The sequence below is a fragment of the Shewanella sp. 553 genome, from assembly GCF_059338375.1.
Genome location: NZ_CM181701.1, coordinates 1,053,767 through 1,072,465, shown reverse-complemented (window position 1 = coordinate 1,072,465; position 18,699 = coordinate 1,053,767). Strand labels below are relative to the sequence as shown.

17 protein-coding genes are annotated in these 18,699 nt (G+C 47.6%); 8 read left to right on the top strand and 9 right to left on the bottom strand.

What is annotated here, in order from left to right; all coding sequences use genetic code 11:
- Positions 1–170 precede the first annotated feature (170 nt).
- The 7 genes from nusB to glyA form a co-directional block, all read right to left on the bottom strand.
- Positions 171–575 carry a transcription antitermination factor NusB gene (gene nusB / locus AC5YBZ_RS04805; protein ID WP_119977396.1) on the bottom strand — a complete coding sequence of 135 codons (405 nt, stop codon included), beginning with the start codon at positions 573–575 and terminating at the stop codon, positions 171–173.
- Positions 576–589: 14 nt separating this feature from the next.
- Positions 590–1,066: a 6,7-dimethyl-8-ribityllumazine synthase gene (gene ribH, locus AC5YBZ_RS04800; protein WP_494524438.1), complete on the bottom strand. Its 477-nt coding sequence runs from the start codon at positions 1,064–1,066 to the stop codon at positions 590–592.
- A gap of 124 nt (positions 1,067–1,190) precedes the next feature.
- On the bottom strand, positions 1,191–2,294 hold the full coding sequence (gene ribBA / locus AC5YBZ_RS04795) for a bifunctional 3,4-dihydroxy-2-butanone-4-phosphate synthase/GTP cyclohydrolase II (protein ID WP_494543480.1): 1,104 nt from the start codon (positions 2,292–2,294) through the stop codon (positions 1,191–1,193).
- A gap of 67 nt (positions 2,295–2,361) precedes the next feature.
- Positions 2,362–3,033 carry a riboflavin synthase gene (locus AC5YBZ_RS04790; protein WP_494524436.1) on the bottom strand — a complete coding sequence of 224 codons (672 nt, stop codon included), beginning with the start codon at positions 3,031–3,033 and terminating at the stop codon, positions 2,362–2,364.
- Between the two features lie 26 nt (positions 3,034–3,059).
- Complete coding sequence (ribD, locus tag AC5YBZ_RS04785; RefSeq protein WP_494543479.1) at positions 3,060–4,193, bottom strand: bifunctional diaminohydroxyphosphoribosylaminopyrimidine deaminase/5-amino-6-(5-phosphoribosylamino)uracil reductase RibD; 1,134 nt, start codon at positions 4,191–4,193, stop codon at positions 3,060–3,062.
- 37 nt (positions 4,194–4,230) lie between these two features.
- Positions 4,231–4,695 carry a transcriptional regulator NrdR gene (gene nrdR, locus AC5YBZ_RS04780; protein ID WP_494519795.1) on the bottom strand — a complete coding sequence of 155 codons (465 nt, stop codon included), beginning with the start codon at positions 4,693–4,695 and terminating at the stop codon, positions 4,231–4,233.
- Positions 4,696–4,818: 123 nt separating this feature from the next.
- On the bottom strand, positions 4,819–6,075 hold the full coding sequence (glyA, locus tag AC5YBZ_RS04775) for a serine hydroxymethyltransferase (RefSeq protein ID WP_494524434.1): 1,257 nt from the start codon (positions 6,073–6,075) through the stop codon (positions 4,819–4,821).
- Positions 6,076–6,466: 391 nt separating this feature from the next.
- Between glyA and ettA the strand changes: the two genes are divergently transcribed.
- Entirely contained in the window at positions 6,467–8,131 is a 1,665-nt protein-coding gene (gene ettA, locus AC5YBZ_RS04770; protein WP_494519796.1) for an energy-dependent translational throttle protein EttA, read from the top strand.
- A gap of 351 nt (positions 8,132–8,482) precedes the next feature.
- Positions 8,483–9,568, top strand: a complete 1,086-nt coding sequence (locus tag AC5YBZ_RS04765) for a metallophosphoesterase (protein ID WP_494519797.1) — start codon at positions 8,483–8,485, stop codon at positions 9,566–9,568.
- 154 nt (positions 9,569–9,722) lie between these two features.
- Here AC5YBZ_RS04765 and AC5YBZ_RS04760 read toward each other — a convergent pair whose 3' ends face one another.
- Together AC5YBZ_RS04760 and AC5YBZ_RS04755 are read right to left on the bottom strand one after the other, a co-directional pair.
- Complete coding sequence (locus AC5YBZ_RS04760; protein ID WP_494543478.1) at positions 9,723–12,836, bottom strand: multidrug efflux RND transporter permease subunit; 3,114 nt, start codon at positions 12,834–12,836, stop codon at positions 9,723–9,725.
- Positions 12,836–13,990: an efflux RND transporter periplasmic adaptor subunit gene (locus tag AC5YBZ_RS04755; RefSeq protein ID WP_494543477.1), complete on the bottom strand. Its 1,155-nt coding sequence runs from the start codon at positions 13,988–13,990 to the stop codon at positions 12,836–12,838. The genes AC5YBZ_RS04760 and AC5YBZ_RS04755 overlap by 1 nt, the downstream gene beginning before the upstream one ends.
- Before the next feature lie 352 nt (positions 13,991–14,342).
- On the opposite strand from AC5YBZ_RS04755, the gene AC5YBZ_RS04750 reads away from it, so the two are divergent.
- From AC5YBZ_RS04750 to cspE (AC5YBZ_RS04725), 6 genes are all read left to right on the top strand, one after another.
- Positions 14,343–14,507, top strand: a complete 165-nt coding sequence (locus tag AC5YBZ_RS04750) for a hypothetical protein (protein WP_494543476.1) — start codon at positions 14,343–14,345, stop codon at positions 14,505–14,507.
- A 23-nt stretch (positions 14,508–14,530) separates the two neighbouring features.
- A complete protein-coding gene (locus AC5YBZ_RS04745; RefSeq protein ID WP_494543475.1) occupies positions 14,531–14,776 on the top strand; it encodes a GNAT family N-acetyltransferase in 246 nt (81 codons plus the stop codon).
- Between the two features lie 184 nt (positions 14,777–14,960).
- Positions 14,961–15,434, top strand: a complete 474-nt coding sequence (locus AC5YBZ_RS04740; RefSeq protein ID WP_475516141.1) for a LabA-like NYN domain-containing protein — start codon at positions 14,961–14,963, stop codon at positions 15,432–15,434.
- Positions 15,435–15,852: 418 nt separating this feature from the next.
- Positions 15,853–17,001: an L-threonine dehydrogenase gene (gene yiaY, locus AC5YBZ_RS04735; RefSeq protein ID WP_475516140.1), complete on the top strand. Its 1,149-nt coding sequence runs from the start codon at positions 15,853–15,855 to the stop codon at positions 16,999–17,001.
- Between the two features lie 546 nt (positions 17,002–17,547).
- Positions 17,548–17,760, top strand: coding sequence for a transcription antiterminator/RNA stability regulator CspE (gene cspE, locus AC5YBZ_RS04730; RefSeq protein ID WP_110456523.1), 213 nt, complete (start codon positions 17,548–17,550; stop codon positions 17,758–17,760).
- 708 nt (positions 17,761–18,468) lie between these two features.
- A complete protein-coding gene (gene cspE, locus AC5YBZ_RS04725; protein ID WP_110456523.1) occupies positions 18,469–18,681 on the top strand; it encodes a transcription antiterminator/RNA stability regulator CspE in 213 nt (70 codons plus the stop codon).
- Positions 18,682–18,699: the final 18 nt, after the last annotated feature.

Below are 18,699 nucleotides of genomic sequence, written 5' to 3'. Positions count from 1 at the left end.
TAACTTAGCAGGTATTAGGCTCTTGTAGGCTATGAGCTGTGGATGACTCAAGGTCATCGGCACACCTTGCCAACCCCCCCCATAATCGGCGGCTGAAACAAGCATAAAAAATCAACAATTCCTAGCGATGATAACAAAAAAAACGGCATCCTAGGATACCGTTTCGACTATCACTTTCTACCGACTATCTTATCGAGAATGCCATTAACAAACTTATGACCATCTTCGGCACCAAAGGCCTTAGCTAGCTCAATCGCTTCGTTAATCGCAACCTTAAAAGGCACGTCTTTGCGGAAAGTCAGCTCATACGTCGCCAGACGTAATACCGCTTTTTCGATAGGTGAAACCTCATCGAACGGACGCTCAATATGAGGGGTAATTAACTCATCTAACTGGGCGCACTTTATGGTGGTTCCCGATAGCAATTCACGAAAATAGCTAACATCGACACCATCGATTTTTTGCTCAGTGAGGAATTCATGCTCCACATCGGCAACATTATTTCCGCTTAGCTGCCATGAATAGATAGCTTGTAACGCTAGACGGCGGGCTTTACGGCGCTCTGAAGGTTTCATTCTTGTTCCTAATCTTACAACTGCTGTTCTAGTTCTTGCAGAACATTGACCATTTCAAGCAAACTAAGAGCCGCTTCGCCGCCCTTATTACCTGCTTTAGTACCTGAGCGCTCAATGGCTTGCTCAATGGTATCTGTGGTCAACACACCAAATGAAACTGGAAGATCAAACTCAAGCGCAACCTGAGCCAAACCTTTGTTACATTCGCCTGCAACAAAATCAAAATGGGGAGTACCACCACGGATCACCGCGCCTAGCGCAATGATACCGTCAAATTTACCGCTTGCTGCCACACGACGAGCCGCTAGAGGCAACTCTACAGCGCCAGGCACACGTACAATCGTGATATTGTCATCTGCAACTTGACCAAAGCGCTTTAGCGTATCTAACGCGCCATCAAGCAAACTCTCAACAACAAAGCTGTTGAAGCGTGAGATCACGATGGCAACTTTGGCATTTTTCGATTCGATATTACCTTGAACTACGTTCATTTATCTTACCTAAATTAGCTTTAACAAACCCGGCACGGGAAAAAAGAGGCCGTATAATACCACAGCACACGACGTTGATCCCCATGCAATTTAAACCAAATGAGTGAATTTACTCACATGAGTATTAATCAGCAATATATTCAGTGACTTCTAACCCAAAGCCCGACAGCGAATGGTAACGCTTTGGCGAACTCAGCAGGCGCATTGTGGTGACGCCCACATCGGCCAAGATTTGCGAGCCGATACCCACTTGGCGTGAGGTGCCTTGCCATTGGGCTGGGGCTGCAGCTTCGCCTTTGTCCTGAGCTTCAAATGCCTTGACCTTGGCCAAAATTTCACTGCGGTGCTCTTGATGCCCCAGTAAGACTAATACGCCGCCTTCATCGGCAATACGTGCCATGGCTTTTTCGAGTGACCAGCTGCGTTTTTCATCGCGCTCAGAATGAAGTAAATCATTAAAGGTATTTTGCAGGTGTACCCGCACTAAGCTGTTTGGCTTAACATCACCTTTGATTAAGGCATAGTTGAGTTGGTTGTCTATGGTGTCACGGTAGGTGATCATCTCAAACTCACCAAAACGGGTTGGCAATTTGCACTTAGCCTCGCGCACCACTGTGGTCTCTTTGGTATTACGGTATTCAATTAAATCAGCAATGGTGCCTATTTTTAGGCCATGCTTTTCGGCAAAAATCTCAAGATCGGGACGACGCGCCATGGTGCCATCGTCATTCAGGATTTCAACGATAACAGCTGAAGGCTCTAAACCTGCAAGACGGGCAATATCACAGCCCGCTTCGGTGTGACCTGCGCGCACTAAAACGCCCCCTTCTTGGGCCATCAGCGGGAAAATATGCCCTGGCTGCACAATATCGGTTGGCTTAGCATCTTTCGCCACAGCCGCTTTCACGGTCACGGCTCTATCTTGGGCAGAAATACCGGTTGTCACCCCTTCAGCAGCTTCAATCGACACGGTAAAGTTAGTCGAAAATTGCGCGTTATTGTTGGTAACCATCAAGGGTAAATTCAGCTGTTGACAGCGGGCTTTCGTCATGGTTTGGCAAATTAAACCACGTCCAAATGTCGCCATAAAGTTGATCGCCTCAGGGGTGACAAGATCTGCCGCCATGATAAGATCGCCTTCGTTTTCTCTATCTTCGTCATCCATCAAGATAACCATCTTGCCTAAACGAATATCTTCGATAATCGCTTCTATGCTATGTAGTGCCATTGTTAGACCTTGAAATGTTCTTCTAGTAATAAATATTTAATCTGCTATTGGTTGGCAATGCCAGCCTCTATCTTAAAAAGCCTGAGCGAGCTAACAGATCCAGCGTCACTTCTGGGGCTTTGCTAACATTTTCATCTGCATTGTGCTCCGAATACGTCATTAAACGCTCTAAATGACGTGCGATCAGATCCACCTCGATATTAACGCTATCGCCGGCTTTTAAGTTAATCAGGGTGGTTTCACCCGCGGTATGCGGCACTATGGTTAAGCGAAAGCGTTCGCCTTGCACCTCATTCACCGTCAGGCTAACGCCATCGATGGTAATGGAGCCTTTATGGGCGATGTAGCGCGCCAAACCTTGAGGCGGCGTTAACCAAAATTCGATAGCCTTACCACGGTATTGCCTATCGTCGACGTAAGCGACGCCATCGACATGACCGCTCACCATATGACCCCCTAAGCGTGTGGTCGGTGTGACAGCTTTTTCTAAATTAACCGCTTGCCCCACTTGATAATGAGCAAAGCCTGTCAGTGACACTGTCTCGGCTGAGATATCGGCAACATAACCGTCGCTTAAGCATTCCACCACGGTGAGACACACGCCATTGGTGGCAATACTGTCACCGAGTTTGACATCACTTAAGTCCAGCTTACCACTGGCCACGGTGAGACGAATATCGTCGCCACGGCGCTCAATTTTTCTTAGATTTCCTACTGACTCAATGATCCCAGTAAACATCTTTACCTACTTAGTTGCTCTGCACTTTAACAGGAGTGTGCACATAAATTAAATGTAAAACGCGTATCGTCACCGAGCTTACGCTCATCAGTTAACACTAACTTAGGCAGTTGCGTCATCTGAGTATAGTCGGGTAACTGGAGTAAATTACGCCCGTGGCTGCCAAGCAATTTAGGCGCTTGGTATAAGACCAATTCATCGGCCAGTTGCTGTGCCATAAAAGCCCCCGCCAAGGTGGCGCCAGCTTCGACCATCACGCTATTGCACGTTTGCCCTAGATGCGCCAGCAATGCAGCGAGCGGCACGCGCCCCTCTTGGGCGTCAAGCTGTAAATGGCTCACATGTTGTGGCCAGAAGGCCTGTACCGACGGGCTGTAAGGCGTACAAGACACCAATAAGACAGGTGATGGGATGGCCAATAATTTTGCTTGGCTCCCTAAGCGCGCCTGACTATCGAGCACCACCCGCAATGGCTGCTTTAACAGCTCAGCAGGCAGAGAATCGGCTAGGCTGCCAAGCTCTTGATGGCGCACATTCATGCTGGGATCATCTTGCAATACGCTATCGATGCCGGTTATCACCGCACAATGACGCGCGCGCATTCGCTGCACATCGCGACGGGCATTAGCGCCCGTTATCCACTTCGATGTGCCATTGGACAGCGCCGTTTTACCGTCTAAACTGGCGGCCAACTTAATGCTCACCCAAGGCAATCCTGTCGCCATACGCTTCATAAAGCCTTGATTCAGCGCGGCCGCCTCATCACGCAGTAGTTCGATATCGACCTCAATGCCGGCTTGCTGCAGCATCTTGATACCACGTCCAGACACCTGCGGATTAGGGTCGGTTACCGCTACCACCACCCGCGCCACTTGCGCATCGATCAACGCCTGTGCACACGGCGGGGTGCGGCCATAGTGGCTACACGGCTCTAGAGTGACATAAGCGGTTGCCCCTTGGGCTTGCTCGCCAGCCATGCGCAGTGCATGCACTTCGGCATGGGGGCCGCCCGCGGCAATATGATAACCTTCGCCGACCACCTTGCCCGCCAGGGTGATAACACAGCCCACGCTCGGGTTAGGTCGAGTGGTATAGCGCCCTTTACGCGCTAACTTGATGGCTTTTGCCATCATTTCAATGTCAAATTTTGACCACGCCATGTGCCATATCCATGCAATCTAATGATTAAAAATCGGTTTATTTGGTCGACTTAGGACTCTGCAGTTTCGCAATGGCGTCACCAAACTCGGACACATCTTCAAAGGCGCGATACACAGAAGCGAAGCGGATATAGGCGACTTTATCGAGGTGGACCAAGTGGTCCATCATCAAATTACCTATCATCTCAGAGGTGACTTCGCGCTCACCGGTGGCGCGCAGCGTCGACTTTATCTTACTTAGTGCCTGCTCAATTTCATCCATAGATACCGGACGTTTCTCGACTGCGCGTAACATGCCGCCCCGCAGCTTTTCTTCATCGAACGGCTGGCGACTACCGTCTTGCTTAACCACTCGCGGCATTACTAACTCGGCGCCTTCAAAAGTGGTGAATCTTTCATGGCACTCTAGGCATTCACGGCGACGGCGAACCTGATGACCATCGGCAACCAAGCGAGAATCGATCACCTTAGTATCGGTTGCGCTGCAAAACGGACAATACATTGAGCCTCCAGCATAAAAGCACTTAAATAGATCGGTTGGCATGCATAAAAAAGCCAACTGAGAGATACAAAAATGGCCGCTATCATAGCGGCCATCGAAGTTTACCTGATTTAACCCTTAAGGTTAACCGTAAACAGGGAACTTAGCGCACAAATCAAGGACCTGGTTTTTCACCCGCTCGATAGTGGCTTCGTTGTTGATGTCATCAAGCACATCACACATCCAGTTAGTTAACTCAACCGCTTGCGCTTCTTTGAAACCACGACGCGTGATCGCTGGCGAGCCGATACGCAGACCCGAGGTCACAAAAGGTGAGCGAGGATCGTTAGGCACTGAGTTTTTGTTCACTGTGATGTTGGCACGGCCAAGTGCAGCATCAGCGTCTTTACCTGTGATATCTTTGGCAATCAAATCAAGCAGGAATAGGTGGTTGTCGGTACCGCCAGACACTACATCATAACCGCGCTGGATAAAGGTGTTTGCCATCGCTTTGGCGTTAACAACCACTTGCTCTTGGTACGTTTTAAACTCAGGCTCTAATGCTTCTTTGAACGCCACCGCTTTAGCCGCGATAACGTGCATCAATGGACCACCTTGGCCACCTGGGAATACCGCTGAGTTTAGCTTCTTGTAAATATCTTCATCATCACAGGCCGACAAGATCAAGCCGCCACGTGGGCCAGCCAGAGTCTTATGGGTTGTAGTGGTCACCACGTGTGCATGTGGCAGTGGATTAGGGTAGATACCCGCAGCCACTAGACCTGCAACGTGCGCCATATCGACAAACAGGTAAGCACCGACTTTGTCTGCGATTTCGCGGAACTTGCCCCAATCGATAATACCAGAGTAGGCACTGAAACCGGCGATAATCATCTTAGGTTGATGCTCAACGGCAAGGCGCTCAACTTCGGCGTAATCAATCTTACCAGTGGTTTCGTCGATACCGTACTGCACGGCATTGTACAATTTACCCGAGAAGCTCACGTGAGAGCCATGGGTCAAGTGACCACCGTGGGCAAGGCTCATCCCCAAAACGGTATCGCCGCCTTGAAGTAGCGCCATAAATACCGCTGAGTTAGCTTGTGAACCAGAGTGAGGCTGAACGTTGGCGTAAGTGGCACCAAATAGCTCTTTGGCGCGAGAGATAGCGAGTTCTTCTGCGATATCCACATACTCACAACCACCATAGTAACGCTTACCCGGGTAACCTTCGGCATACTTGTTAGTCAGCTGAGAACCTTGCGCTTCTAATACACGAGGACTGGTGTAGTTTTCAGAGGCGATAAGCTCGACGTGCTCTTCTTGGCGACGAGTTTCATCTTGGATCGCTTGAAACAGTTGTGGATCGAAGTCCGCAATATTCATCTCTTTTTTCAGCATTGGTCACTCCAGCTGTTAAAGTCTTATTTAAGTAGGGTTGCGCGGTATTCTACAGTGCAATTGATCACAATCCCAGCATTAGCAACATGAAATTAGCCGTAATTCAGGCTTAGAAATATTCATCTAAGTGCCCCACAGCAGCCAACGCCATAAGCGAGTCATTGTTTGGCAAGCGGATTCTGTTACAAGCCATAAAAGTGACTGTTTACAGCACTTTGATAAAAAACACTGTTTTCGTTTTAGGATAAACCTTGGGTGGCATAAACCGAAAAGTCAGCCCAAAAGCAATTGATGCACACGCCGCCGGCGCCCATCTTCTAAAATACGATTTAAGTTCATACACGATTGCAGTAGAATTGGCGCCATTGTTTTGTCGGAGAGTAAATTTGTTATGGCACAATTTGTTTATAGCATGCTACGAGTGGGCAAAATTGTCCCACCTAAAAAGCAGATCCTAAAAGATATTTCCTTAAGCTTTTTTCCTGGCGCCAAGATTGGTGTATTGGGTCTCAACGGCTCAGGTAAATCGACCCTACTGCGCATTATGGCCGGCCTCGATACCGACATTGAGGGTGAAGCCCGCCCCATGCAGGACCTTAAAATCGGTTACCTGCCCCAAGAGCCGAAGCTGGATGAACAGCAAACCGTACGTGAAGCGATTGAAGAAGCGGTCAGCGAGGCGAAAAATGCCCTTGCTCGCTTAGATGAAGTCTATGCGCTGTACGCCGAGCCCGATGCCGACTTTGATGCGTTGGCCAAAGAACAAGGCCGCCTCGAAGCCATTATTCAAGCGCAAGACGCTCACAACCTCGATAACATCTTAGAGCGCGCCGCAGATGCGCTGCGCCTACCAGATTGGGACACTAAAATTGAAGTCTTATCTGGGGGTGAACGTCGCCGTGTGGCCTTGTGTCGTTTACTGCTCGAAAAACCCGATATGTTGCTGCTCGATGAGCCGACCAACCATTTGGATGCCGAGTCAGTTGCTTGGCTAGAGCGCTTCTTACAAGATTACACTGGCACCGTTGTGGCTATTACCCACGATAGGTACTTCCTCGACAACGCCGCTGGTTGGATCTTAGAGCTTGACCGTGGTGAAGGGATCCCTTGGGAAGGCAACTACTCTTCTTGGCTTGAGCAAAAAGATGCCCGCCTTAAACAAGAGTCGGCCACCGAAAACGCCCGCCAAAAAACCATTGCCAAAGAACTTGAATGGGTTCGCCAGGGGGCTAAAGGCCGTCAATCTAAGGGCAAGGCCCGTATGGCGCGTTTTGAAGAGCTTAATACTAACGATTACCAAAAGCGTAATGAGACTAACGAACTCTTTATTCCACCTGGACCCCGTTTGGGTGACAAGGTCATTGAAGTTAACAACCTGACCAAGTCTTATGGCGATCGCGTCCTTATCGACAATTTAAGCTTCTCAGTGCCTAAAGGCGCTATCGTGGGTATTATCGGTGCCAACGGCGCGGGTAAATCGACCCTGTTTAAGATGCTTACCGGCGCCGAGCAGCCTGATAGTGGCAGCATAGAAATTGGTGAGTCGGTGAAGATTGCCTCGGTCGATCAGTTCCGTGATTCGATGAATGATAAAAATACCGTTTGGCAAGAGATCTCTGGCGGCCAAGATATCATGCGGATCAACAACACCGAAATCCCAAGTCGCGCCTATGTGGGTCGCTTTAACTTCCGTGGTGGCGATCAGCAAAAAATTATCGGCAGCCTCTCGGGTGGTGAGCGTAACCGAGTTCATTTAGCCAAACTGTTGCAAGCGGGCGGCAACGTACTGTTACTCGATGAACCCACCAACGATTTAGACGTCGAAACCTTACGCGCCTTGGAAGAAGCCCTGCTTGAATTCCCAGGTTGCGCCATGGTTATCTCCCATGACCGTTGGTTCCTCGACAGAATCGCTACCCATATTTTAGATTATCGCGACGAAGGCCAAGTGAACTTCTACGAAGGTAACTACACCGAGTACACCACGTGGTTAAAAGAGACCTTAGGCACTGAGGCCATCGAGCCTCATCGCCTAAAATACAAGCGTATCAGCTGATCTCATTGACGTTCAAAATCGCCAGGCTTGATGCTGGCGAGCTCAGGTAAATTGATAACGGCTAAAGCGACCAAACGGAGACCCTAGGGTCTCCGTTTTCTATTAAAGGAGCTTATTTTAAATGACGTGTGTTTGAGGCTGAAGTTTAGAACAGGCTTAAACGAGTTGAGTTTCATCAGGTCTCAGGCAACTCCCCTGATCCTCATCGCCCCAGCGTCGCCTACAAAAACACACAGCAATGCAAAATAGTGCTAACATCTCTGGCAACAACTCACAGCGACAAACCGAGAATTCGCGCGCTCAATACGTCCAAAACCCCGCGAGCGCCGACAGAATAAAAGAGAGAGACCTTTGAAGCCCCTGCAATCTATCCATTTGTTTTGGCTGTTATTACTCAGTAACAGTTCGCTTGCTACTCCACAGGCGCAAGATAATACGCCTATCCATGATGGCCCCTATGTGTTTATCGAACCAGGGGCTGCCCAGCCGCAAACGGCGCACTGGATCTGCCACAATCAATTAGCTCAAACCCCAATTAAGCAAGCCAAGCTGCGCCGCCCCAGTGATTGCGCCCAATTGCCTGAGCCCACACTGAATCCCCATGCGACAGCGCTGTTACCCGATACTTATGAAGGGGTAAACAAAGTTATTGCCCTGAGCGATGTTCACGGTCAATACGATGTACTGATTAACTTGCTGCGTCGTCATAAGGTTATCGATAATCAGCAGCGCTGGGCCGCAGGAGATGCGCACTTGGTGATGACAGGCGATATGTTTGACCGTGGCCATCAGGTTAATGAAGTATTGTGGTTTATGTATCAACTTGACCAGCAAGCCCAAGCGGCCGGTGGCCAACTGCATCTGTTAATGGGCAATCACGAACAGATGGTGATGCGCGGTGACCTCCGCTATGTGCATCCGCGCTATCACACCGCCAGCGAACAACTGGGGCGCAGTTATGATGCACTCTATGCTAATGACACAGTACTAGGCCAATGGCTTAGAAGTAAGCACACCATAGTCAAAATTAATGACACGCTATTTTTACACGGTGGCATAAGCCAAGAGTGGATCGATCGTAAATTAACCTTAAGCCGTGCCAATGCCTTATATCGACAACATATCGATACGTCTAAGCCCGAACTGAAGCAAGATGATTTGCTTAACTTTTTATTTTTCGGCAATGGTCCCACTTGGTACCGTGGCTACTTTAAAGCTAACTTTAATCAGCAGGAGCTAGACAACATCTTGGCTTACTTTCAAGTAAAGCGGATTGTGGTGGGCCATACCTCGCAATCACAAGTGTTAGGCCTGTTTGATAACCAAGTGATCGCGGTCGATAGTAGCATCAAGCTAGGTGAGTCGGGTGAACTGCTGATTATCGAGGATAATCAATTAATCCGTGGCCACTATGATGGCGCGCGTTCAATATTGTAACTGTACCTTACCTCTAGCAAGCCACTGTGAGTAAAACGGTTAATGGGTATGATAAAAGAGTGGTTTATCTGCCGTTAGGCATTACAGATTAATACACCATACCGCTGTCAATGACAGCGGTATGGCTGGTCAAGCTAGACTGAAAAACCTTCCCCTAGCCTAAAGCTTTAGTCCCTTGTTGCTGAGCCTCGATAGCCTGCTGTAACTGCGCCTCGACAAAACCTGGTGAAGTCGTGTTCCCCGAGATTAAGCGGTACATCGCAGGGATCACCAGCAGGGTGATAAAGGTGGCGAAAGCCATACCGAAAAACACCACAGTCCCCACCGCAATGCGGCTCTCGGCCCCAGCACCAGTAGACATAATTAAAGGAACAGCACCAATTAAGGTGGTAAATGCGGTCATTAAGATTGGCCGTAAGCGCCGGGCTGATGCATCGATAATCGCTTGCTCAATATCGCTACCACGATCCCGAAGTTGGTTGGCGAACTCCACGATCAAGATACCGTTTTTGGTCACCATACCGATCAACATGATCATGCCAATTTGGCTATAAATATTCAGCCCTTGGCCCGTAAGGTATAACCCGAGGAAGCCACCAAATACCCCCATAGGCACAGTAAACATCACCACCAGTGGATTAATAAAGCTCTCAAATTGCGCCGCCAATACCAGATAGGCCACCAGCAAGGCTAATGCGAACACTATCATCACACTGCTTTGATTCTCTTTAAAATCTTTCGACTCGCCAGTATAACTCACCGAAATGTCACTGGGTAAATGTTCAATCGCCTTGGCATCAAGAAAGTCCAGCGCTTCGCCTAAGGTGTAACCTTCACCTAAACTGGCTTTAAGGGTGATCGACTTCTGCTTATTGTTATGGCTCAGTTTGTGAGCCGAAGCCACCTCGTCAATATGAGTAATAGCATCGAGCGAGATAAGTTCGCCTTTAGCAGAACGCATATAGATTTGACTCAGATCGGCCATGCTATTAAAGCTGTCTTCATTGCCTCGAAGATAAACATCATACTCCTCACCGCGATCGATAAAGGTGGTTTCGCTGCGCCCACCCAGCATCACCTCTAGTGTTTGCGACACTTGAGCGACGCTAACGCCCAATTGCGCGGCGCGAACTCTGTCAACGGTGACCAACAACTCAGGCGTCGTTTGCGCATAGTCTAAGTCAACGCCCTCGAGCATTGGCGACAATTGAGCCTCCTGCTGCATAATACTGGCCCACTTAAACAACTCATCATAATCGGCGCCGCCAAGCACAAATTGTACCGGCTCACTGGATTTACCACGAAACCCGGGCAAGAGCGGATACACCATCACATCGGGGATCCCTTTTAATGCTTTAGCGACCACAGCCAATGCTTGCTGCGCATTAACGCTGCGATCTTGCCAATCTTCCAACTGTATGATCACAAAGCCAGTTTTATCACCCGCTCGGCCGCCAAAGGCGGGGGCTTGGATGCTAAATGACTTAATAATACCCTCACCTAACAGCGGCATTAACCGTTGCTCAACAATATCAACATTGGCAGTCATGCGATTATAACTGGTGCCCTCAGCGCCTTTAATAAAAGCAAAAATAACGCCGCGATCTTCTTGTGGCGCCAATTGTGCCGGTACCTGTTGCAACAATAGACCGCTACCAATAATGCACGCTAAGATAACCAGCGGAGCGCCAGCACGCCACTTAACAGCTTGAGCAACCCAGTGGCGATAGTGCTGCTCTAATCGGCTAAAGAGCCTGTCCATGAAACGATTAAAGCCGTTAGGTTTGACGTTGGCTTTAAGCATTTTACTGCCCAGCACTGGCGTCAATGTGAGCGCCACGATGGACGAGAAGATCACCGACATCGCAAGCATCACCGAAAATTCGGTAAATAAGCGCCCGACCATGCCATCCATAAAAGAGATAGGCAAAAACACCATGACTAATACCGCCGTCGTCGCCACCACAGCAAACCCCACCTCTTGAGCCCCTTTATAAGCCGCAAGCAGTGGCGGTTCGCCTTTTTCGATGTGATGGAAAATGTTTTCCACCACCACGATGGCATCATCAACCACTAAGCCGATTGAGAGGATCAGCGCCATCAAGGTCAGTAAGTTAATCGAAAAGCCAAAGTAGTGCGCCGCGATGAAAGAAGAGATCAGCGATACTGGCACTGTCACAGCGGGAATAAGCGTGGCTCGCGCCTGGCCAATAAAGATATACAGCACCAGTACCACCAGCGCGCCGGTAATGTACAAGGTGGTATATACCTCACTGATGGAGCGATCGATAAAGATGGTGGAGTCATAATCGACCACCAATTGCGTCCCTTGAGGTAAAAACTGTTGCAGCTTATCAACTTCAAGATGCACTTTTTTAGCAACATCGAGTGGGTTGGCATCTGACTGCGCCACTATGCCTAAGCTAAGGTTAGGAACGCCGTCACTCTTAAAGGTGGAGTTTTCATTTTCGGCGCCAATAAACACCGAAGCCACATCTTTAAGGTAAATAGGAGTGCCGTCGCTTGCCGTACGCACTAACAGGTAGTCAAAATCTTCTGGCTGATGATACAGGCGAGCGGTACGAACCGTCATGACGGTGACATCATTGCGCACCTCTCCCCCTGGACTTTCAATATTTTCATTACGCAGCGCACTAATAATATCGCTGGTGGTGACATTACGCCCAGCCATCAACTCAGGATCAAGCTGCACATACATCACCTTATATAATCCACCCGAAAGATTGATGGAACTGACACCTGTGATCAGGCTAAATCTGTCTTCGAGCACCCGCTGCGCGTAATCGGTCAGCTGAGTACGGTCCATGGTCGATGAGCTTAAATTAATGTAAACCGAAGGCTCACCCGAGCCATTGTCTTTAGATACAATAGGGTCGTTTGCTTCTTCAGGCAGGCGGCGCTGAGCACGGGCCACCGCATCACGTACATCACTGACCCCTTCGGTCAGATCCCAATCAAGATCGAACGTCACGGTAATACGTGACATGCCATTACGCGTGGTGGAGGTGATCTCATCGATACCACTGATCCCAGTAAGCTCATCTTCGAGCACTGTGGTTATCTGGCTTTCCATAATGGTCGCTGAGGCACCTTCATAGGTGGTCATCACAGTTACCACAGGGCTTTCAACGTCGGGCATCTCCCGCACTGCCAACTTAGCAAAAGAGACCATACCGAACACGCATAATAGCAAGCTCAGAACGATAGCAACCACCGGGCGTTTAACCGAGACATCAGACAATAACATTAGCCACGCCCTCCTTGAGCTGCAGGCGTGGCACTCATATCATCACTGCTGGCCAAGGCCTCCTGAGGGCTTAAATTGGCTGGGGCAACTTCTTCAATTTTCAGGCCATCACGCATATTGACTAGCCCCTGCACCACTATCTTATCGCCGCGATTAACGCCGTCACTTATCAACACTTTATCGTCAATACGTGCACCTAAGGTAACTTGTGTTCGCCGCGCAACATTGTCACTGTCGATAACATAAACAAAACGCTTAGTGCCTGAATATTCCAATGCTTGCACTGGCACGACTGGTTGTTTAACGGGTGAGAAACCAATATTGGCTGACATCAACATACCCGGTTTTAACTTCTGCTGTGGGTTGTCGAAATTGACCCGCACCTTAAGGTTTAGGGTCTCTGGGTTGATGCGCGCATCGATTGCCACTACGTGGCCCACAAAGCGCTCATCTGGCCAAGCTCGACTCGTTGCGGTGACCGACATGCCGAGTTGTAAACGTGACAAATAGAGTTCGGGGACTTGAATATCCAGTCGCATTGAAGCCAGATCATCTAAGCTGAGCAGCTCGCTGCCCACACTGACCATCTTACCAACACTAAAATCCACCAGCCCGGCCGTCCCCGAAAAAGGTGCGCTGATCAGGTGAAAATCCAGCTCGGCTTGCGCCGCTTGCAAACGTGCCAAGGCGATATCGACACTGGCTTTCTGGGCATCGATTTCGGTTTGAGTAATAGCGTTATTACCAATAAGCTTTTGGAACTCGGTTAACTTGCGTTGTTCATCTTGAAAATAGGCTTGCGCCTGAGCCACATTGGCTTTAGCCCGGGTGTGTTCGAGCACCACTAAGGTCTGGTCCGCGACTATCGCTTGGTTAGCATCCACATTAATGCGAGTGATTTTTCCTGCCACTTCAGCGGCTATTTGCACCGAGCGATTAGCTTCAAGTTTGCCAACCAGTGACAGATGCTGGCTCAACTTCTGCTCGGTAACGACTGATGTCACCACAGGAATGACTCGCGATTTTTTAACCCCTTTATCGCGGCTTCCACCAGCTTGAGCAGCTTGGTTTGAATGAGATATAAATTGAAAAATTAGAGCGGCAGATAAACTTAAAATAATAATCGTACTGGTAGTTAAACGCGGTTTTTTCATTATTGATTATTCGTCGATTAAAAAGGCCATTGGAGAGTGGCCGTCATTTTAAAGGCAAATCATCGCTTATAGGGTAAATCAGTGTAAATACAAGCAAATTAGCGCCAAAAAGCAACACGAAAACAACATAAAAGCACAACTGACAACTTAAACGGTACTCAATCAAAACAAGCGAACAAATATCACACAAAAATCACTTAATCCCGCTCACGCTATCGTCATGGTTAATATCTCTGGCGATGGCAACCGTAAATGACAAATAACAGATAAAGACTTGGCTATTTCGAGCGCCAACGCATTCTGCTAGGCTTAGTGAACTTTATACAAGAATAAGACTTTCATAGGATAAGCCGTGACGCTTTATTGGCTCGCCCCTTCGATGCGCCAACAGGCGTTTATTTTTTACAAGCGTCATATGCCTCATGCTCGACTGCGAAAAAAAGAGCACCTTGCGGTGAAATACCTCAATGATAATCCTCAAGAGCCATTGATTGCCGCGGTAAGGTTAAGCCCATAGGGCCATATCAGTTATTAACCGGCATGTTGGTGCATCCAAACCATCGCAACCAAGGCGTAGCTCACAACCTAATGCGAGCACTGTCGCCAGAGCTCAATACTTGCGCCAGCTTTTTATTTGCACTCCCCGAGCTAGTGCCGTTTTATCGGCAACATCAATTTAGCAGCGAAGGTGTGTTCCCCGTTGAAATAGCGCAATTACATCAACGTTACCTTAATCAAGGAAAATCACTCACGCCCATGTACTTTAACACTAAGTCCCGATGTTAACTTGCCACCTAATTACCAGAAAATGACACAAAGGAGTCATAATTCACCACAGTGCTGCAGCTGCATGGTACAACAAAAGTACGAGTGATTAGGCGCGATGCTTATGGCTAGTGCGAGGTGAAGACTGTGGCTACGCAGCCCTTGTGCTATAGTGGCGCAATCATGCTCAACTTCGGAACACTCCTTGAAAAAACTCGCCGTATTTGTCGATGTGCAAAATATCTATTACACCTGTAAAGAAGCTTATGGCCGCCAATTTAACTACCGTAAGTTGTGGCAACACCTAAGCTATGAAGGCGATATTGTCATCGCTAATGCCTATGCCATTCATAGGGGGGACGATGGCCAACTGAAGTTTCAAGATGCGCTCAAACACATAGGCTTCGATGTGAAACTTAAGCCGTTTATTCAGCGCAGTGATGGCAGTGCTAAAGGCGACTGGGACGTGGGCATCACCATTGATATCATGGAATCAGCTAATGAAGTCGACAGCATTATTTTGCTCTCTGGTGATGGTGATTTTGCATTATTACTGCAACACATCAACCAAAAATATGCATTAAAAACCCAAGTATATGGCGTACCCAAATTGACGGCCAAAGCACTAATCGATGCGACGGATCAGTTTCATGAGATAGATGCTGCGCTGCTGCTTTGATTATTGACCTACTCAGCTCGAACATATTAAAGCTAAATAGGGGGCATGGACGACACCCTCTACACGCCATTAGCCGTAGGGGACAAAAGCGTGCTCGTTTTAGGCTTACGATTGCATCGTTTCGACACAAACATCCCATAAACTGGCTTGCGCCACCATATTTTGATAACAAAAAAATCCTTAAAAGACAAGTGGGTAAGTTATCATTAGTTAATTTACATTGTTTGTCGTATTTATCGTCATCTCCTCCCCCCGATTCGTCTACCCCCGGCAAATACCCGATCTAGATCACGCTTTTACTTAGGTGAGGTTGTTAGGTTAGGGACAGCCAAAGCAGAACGTTTACATGCCTAAATGAGATACCTAGCTCAGATAACTAGGTAACGTTTAGGTACCAACCAATGATAAGGAGATTTTAATGGCTGCTAAATTTTTTATCCCATCAGTTAACGTGTTAGGACAAGGTGCAGTTGACGATGCTATCGGTGATATCAAAACATTAGGCTTTCAACGAGCATTGATCGTAACCGACAAGCCTCTTGTGGATATTGGCCTTGTTGGACAAATGGCAGAAAAACTGGGAAACGCCGGTATTACTTCAACCGTATTTGACGGCGTGCAACCTAATCCAACATTAACTAATGTCGAAGCGGGCCTGACACTGCTCACCGCCAATAAATGTGACTTTGTCATCTCGTTAGGTGGAGGGTCATCCCATGATTGCGCTAAAGGGATCGCCTTAGTCGCGACTAATGGCGGCAGTATTAAAGATTACGAAGGCTTAGACATGTCAACTAAGCCACAATTACCCTTAGTTGCCATTAACACCACTGCCGGTACCGCCAGTGAAATGACCCGTTTCTGTATTATTACCGATGAAGCGCGCCACATTAAGATGGCCATTGTTGATAAACACACCACCCCAATCTTATCGGTAAACGATCCTGAGTTAATGCTACTTAAGCCTGCTGGACTAACGGCTGCTACAGGAATGGATGCTTTGACTCACGCTGTAGAAGCTTACGTCTCAACGGCAGCTAACCCCATTACCGACGCCTGCGCAATAAAAGCTATCGAGCTCATTCAGGAAAATCTTATAGAAGCCGTTGAAAATGGTAAAAGCATTAATGCCCGTGAACAGATGGCTTACGCTCAATTTTTAGCTGGCATGGCATTTAACAATGCAAGCCTAGGTTATGTGCACGCAATGGCGCATCAGCTCGGTGGCTTTTACGATCTGCCCCATGGTGTATGTAATGCGCTGCTACTGCCTCATGTGCAAGCTTATAACGCACAAGTTGCAGCGACTCGTCTAAAAGATGTGGCCAAAGCGATGGGAGTTAATGTGAGTACAATGAGTGATGAACAAGGTGCTCAGGCGGCAATTGATGCAATTAAGACACTCTCGGTTGCGGTGAAGATCCCTGAGAATCTGAGTAAACTCGGTGTTAAAGCAGAAGACATTCCAACACTTGCCGATAATGCACTTAAGGATGCTTGTGGCTTTACTAATCCAAAACAAGCAACCCACGCCGAGATTTGTCAGATTTTTGAGCGGGCTCTTTAATAATACTGTAGCTCTTAGCTAGCACGGAATAAAGCACGCTGGCGGACAACACACAACTAGTCCTTTAGTTGTATTTACGCTAAAATAGCCTTAGCTTGCTTTTTCCCTGCAAAGATTCTGCTTGCTGTAAGCGCGCCTCAGTCAACTACTGAGCGCGCTTTTCTATTAAAACAACGTAGAAATAGCAGTCCAAACACACAGCACCAGCAGCTAAATCCTCACCGATTAGCAATTAGCGCAATTTAGATAAAAACCAAATTATGCCTTAAGGTTATGATTGCTATGGCATTAAGCCCAGCGACAGCAAAAATACCTGCACACAAGCAAAAATAAAGCGTGCAAAACCATCAAAGCCTGTTATTATGCACTCGCTCTGTTGTTCAAGAGTTATTAAGAAAGTAAAAGTAAAAGTAAAACCCTAAGCCAAATCCTCACCCTTTTTGTACTCAGCGTTTCCCTTAGCTTCTCGTAATAATTAATAATTCAGCTACTCAGCACATCGCACTATCGCGATACTTTTTAATGAATTTAAATAAGGGACACACAATGTCTAATACAACTACTGGTACTGTAAAATGGTTTAACGAAGATAAAGGTTTTGGCTTTATCTCTCAAGAAAATGGCGGCGCTGACGTGTTCGTTCATTTCCGTGCTATCGCTTCTGACGGTTTCAAGACCCTAGAAGAAGGCCAAAAAGTTTCTTTCGAAGTTGAGCAAGGTCAAAAAGGCCTGCAAGCGGCTAACGTAGTTCCTGCATAAGCAGCTACATTACCCCCGCTTAACTGCGAACAAAAGGCGACCTTAGGTCGCCTTTTTTGTGCCTACAATATGACCACGACTCAACGCTAAGCTCCATCTCCATATAGCTAAGCACTATGTTACTAAACACTAACTACCATATGACGAAACACCACGCCACTAAACACTCGCTAGTTAAGCCCATTGCTTCTAAGCGCTGCGTCGACAATATCACCGCTTTAGCTATAACCCTTATATTAGCCATAGTGTATCGCCATCCCAGTAATGCCCCCCCCCTAACAGCCCCTCTCCTATGGCGCTAACCTATGCCGCTAACAACATTAAAACCGCCTAAAAAGACAGATTCCGCATTAAGCTCGACAATAAAGCAAGTTAACCATGGTCACGCTCGGCTTTAGCACAAAATAAAATGACTAAAAATAAAACATCAACATATTGATTAGCAACAAATTAGCTTGCTAAAGTCGAGAAAGCTCTAGCGTTAGGCCAAAATAAAGCGTGCAAAGTCGATAAAGCGTGTTATCATGCACTCGCTCTGTTGTTCAAGAGTTATTAAAAAAGTAAAAGTAAAAGTAAAACCCTAAGCCAAATCCTCACCCTTTTTGTACTCAGCGTTTCCCTTAGCTTCTCGTAATAATTAATAATTCAGCTACTCAGCACATCGCACTATCGCGATACTTTTTAATGAATTTAAATAAGGGACACACAATGTCTAATACAACTACTGGTACTGTAAAATGGTTTAACGAAGATAAAGGTTTTGGCTTTATCTCTCAAGAAAATGGCGGCGCTGACGTGTTCGTTCATTTCCGTGCTATCGCTTCTGACGGTTTCAAGACCCTAGAAGAAGGCCAAAAAGTTTCTTTCGAAGTTGAGCAAGGTCAAAAAGGCCTACAAGCGGCTAACGTAGTTCCTGCATAAGCAGCTACATTACCCCCG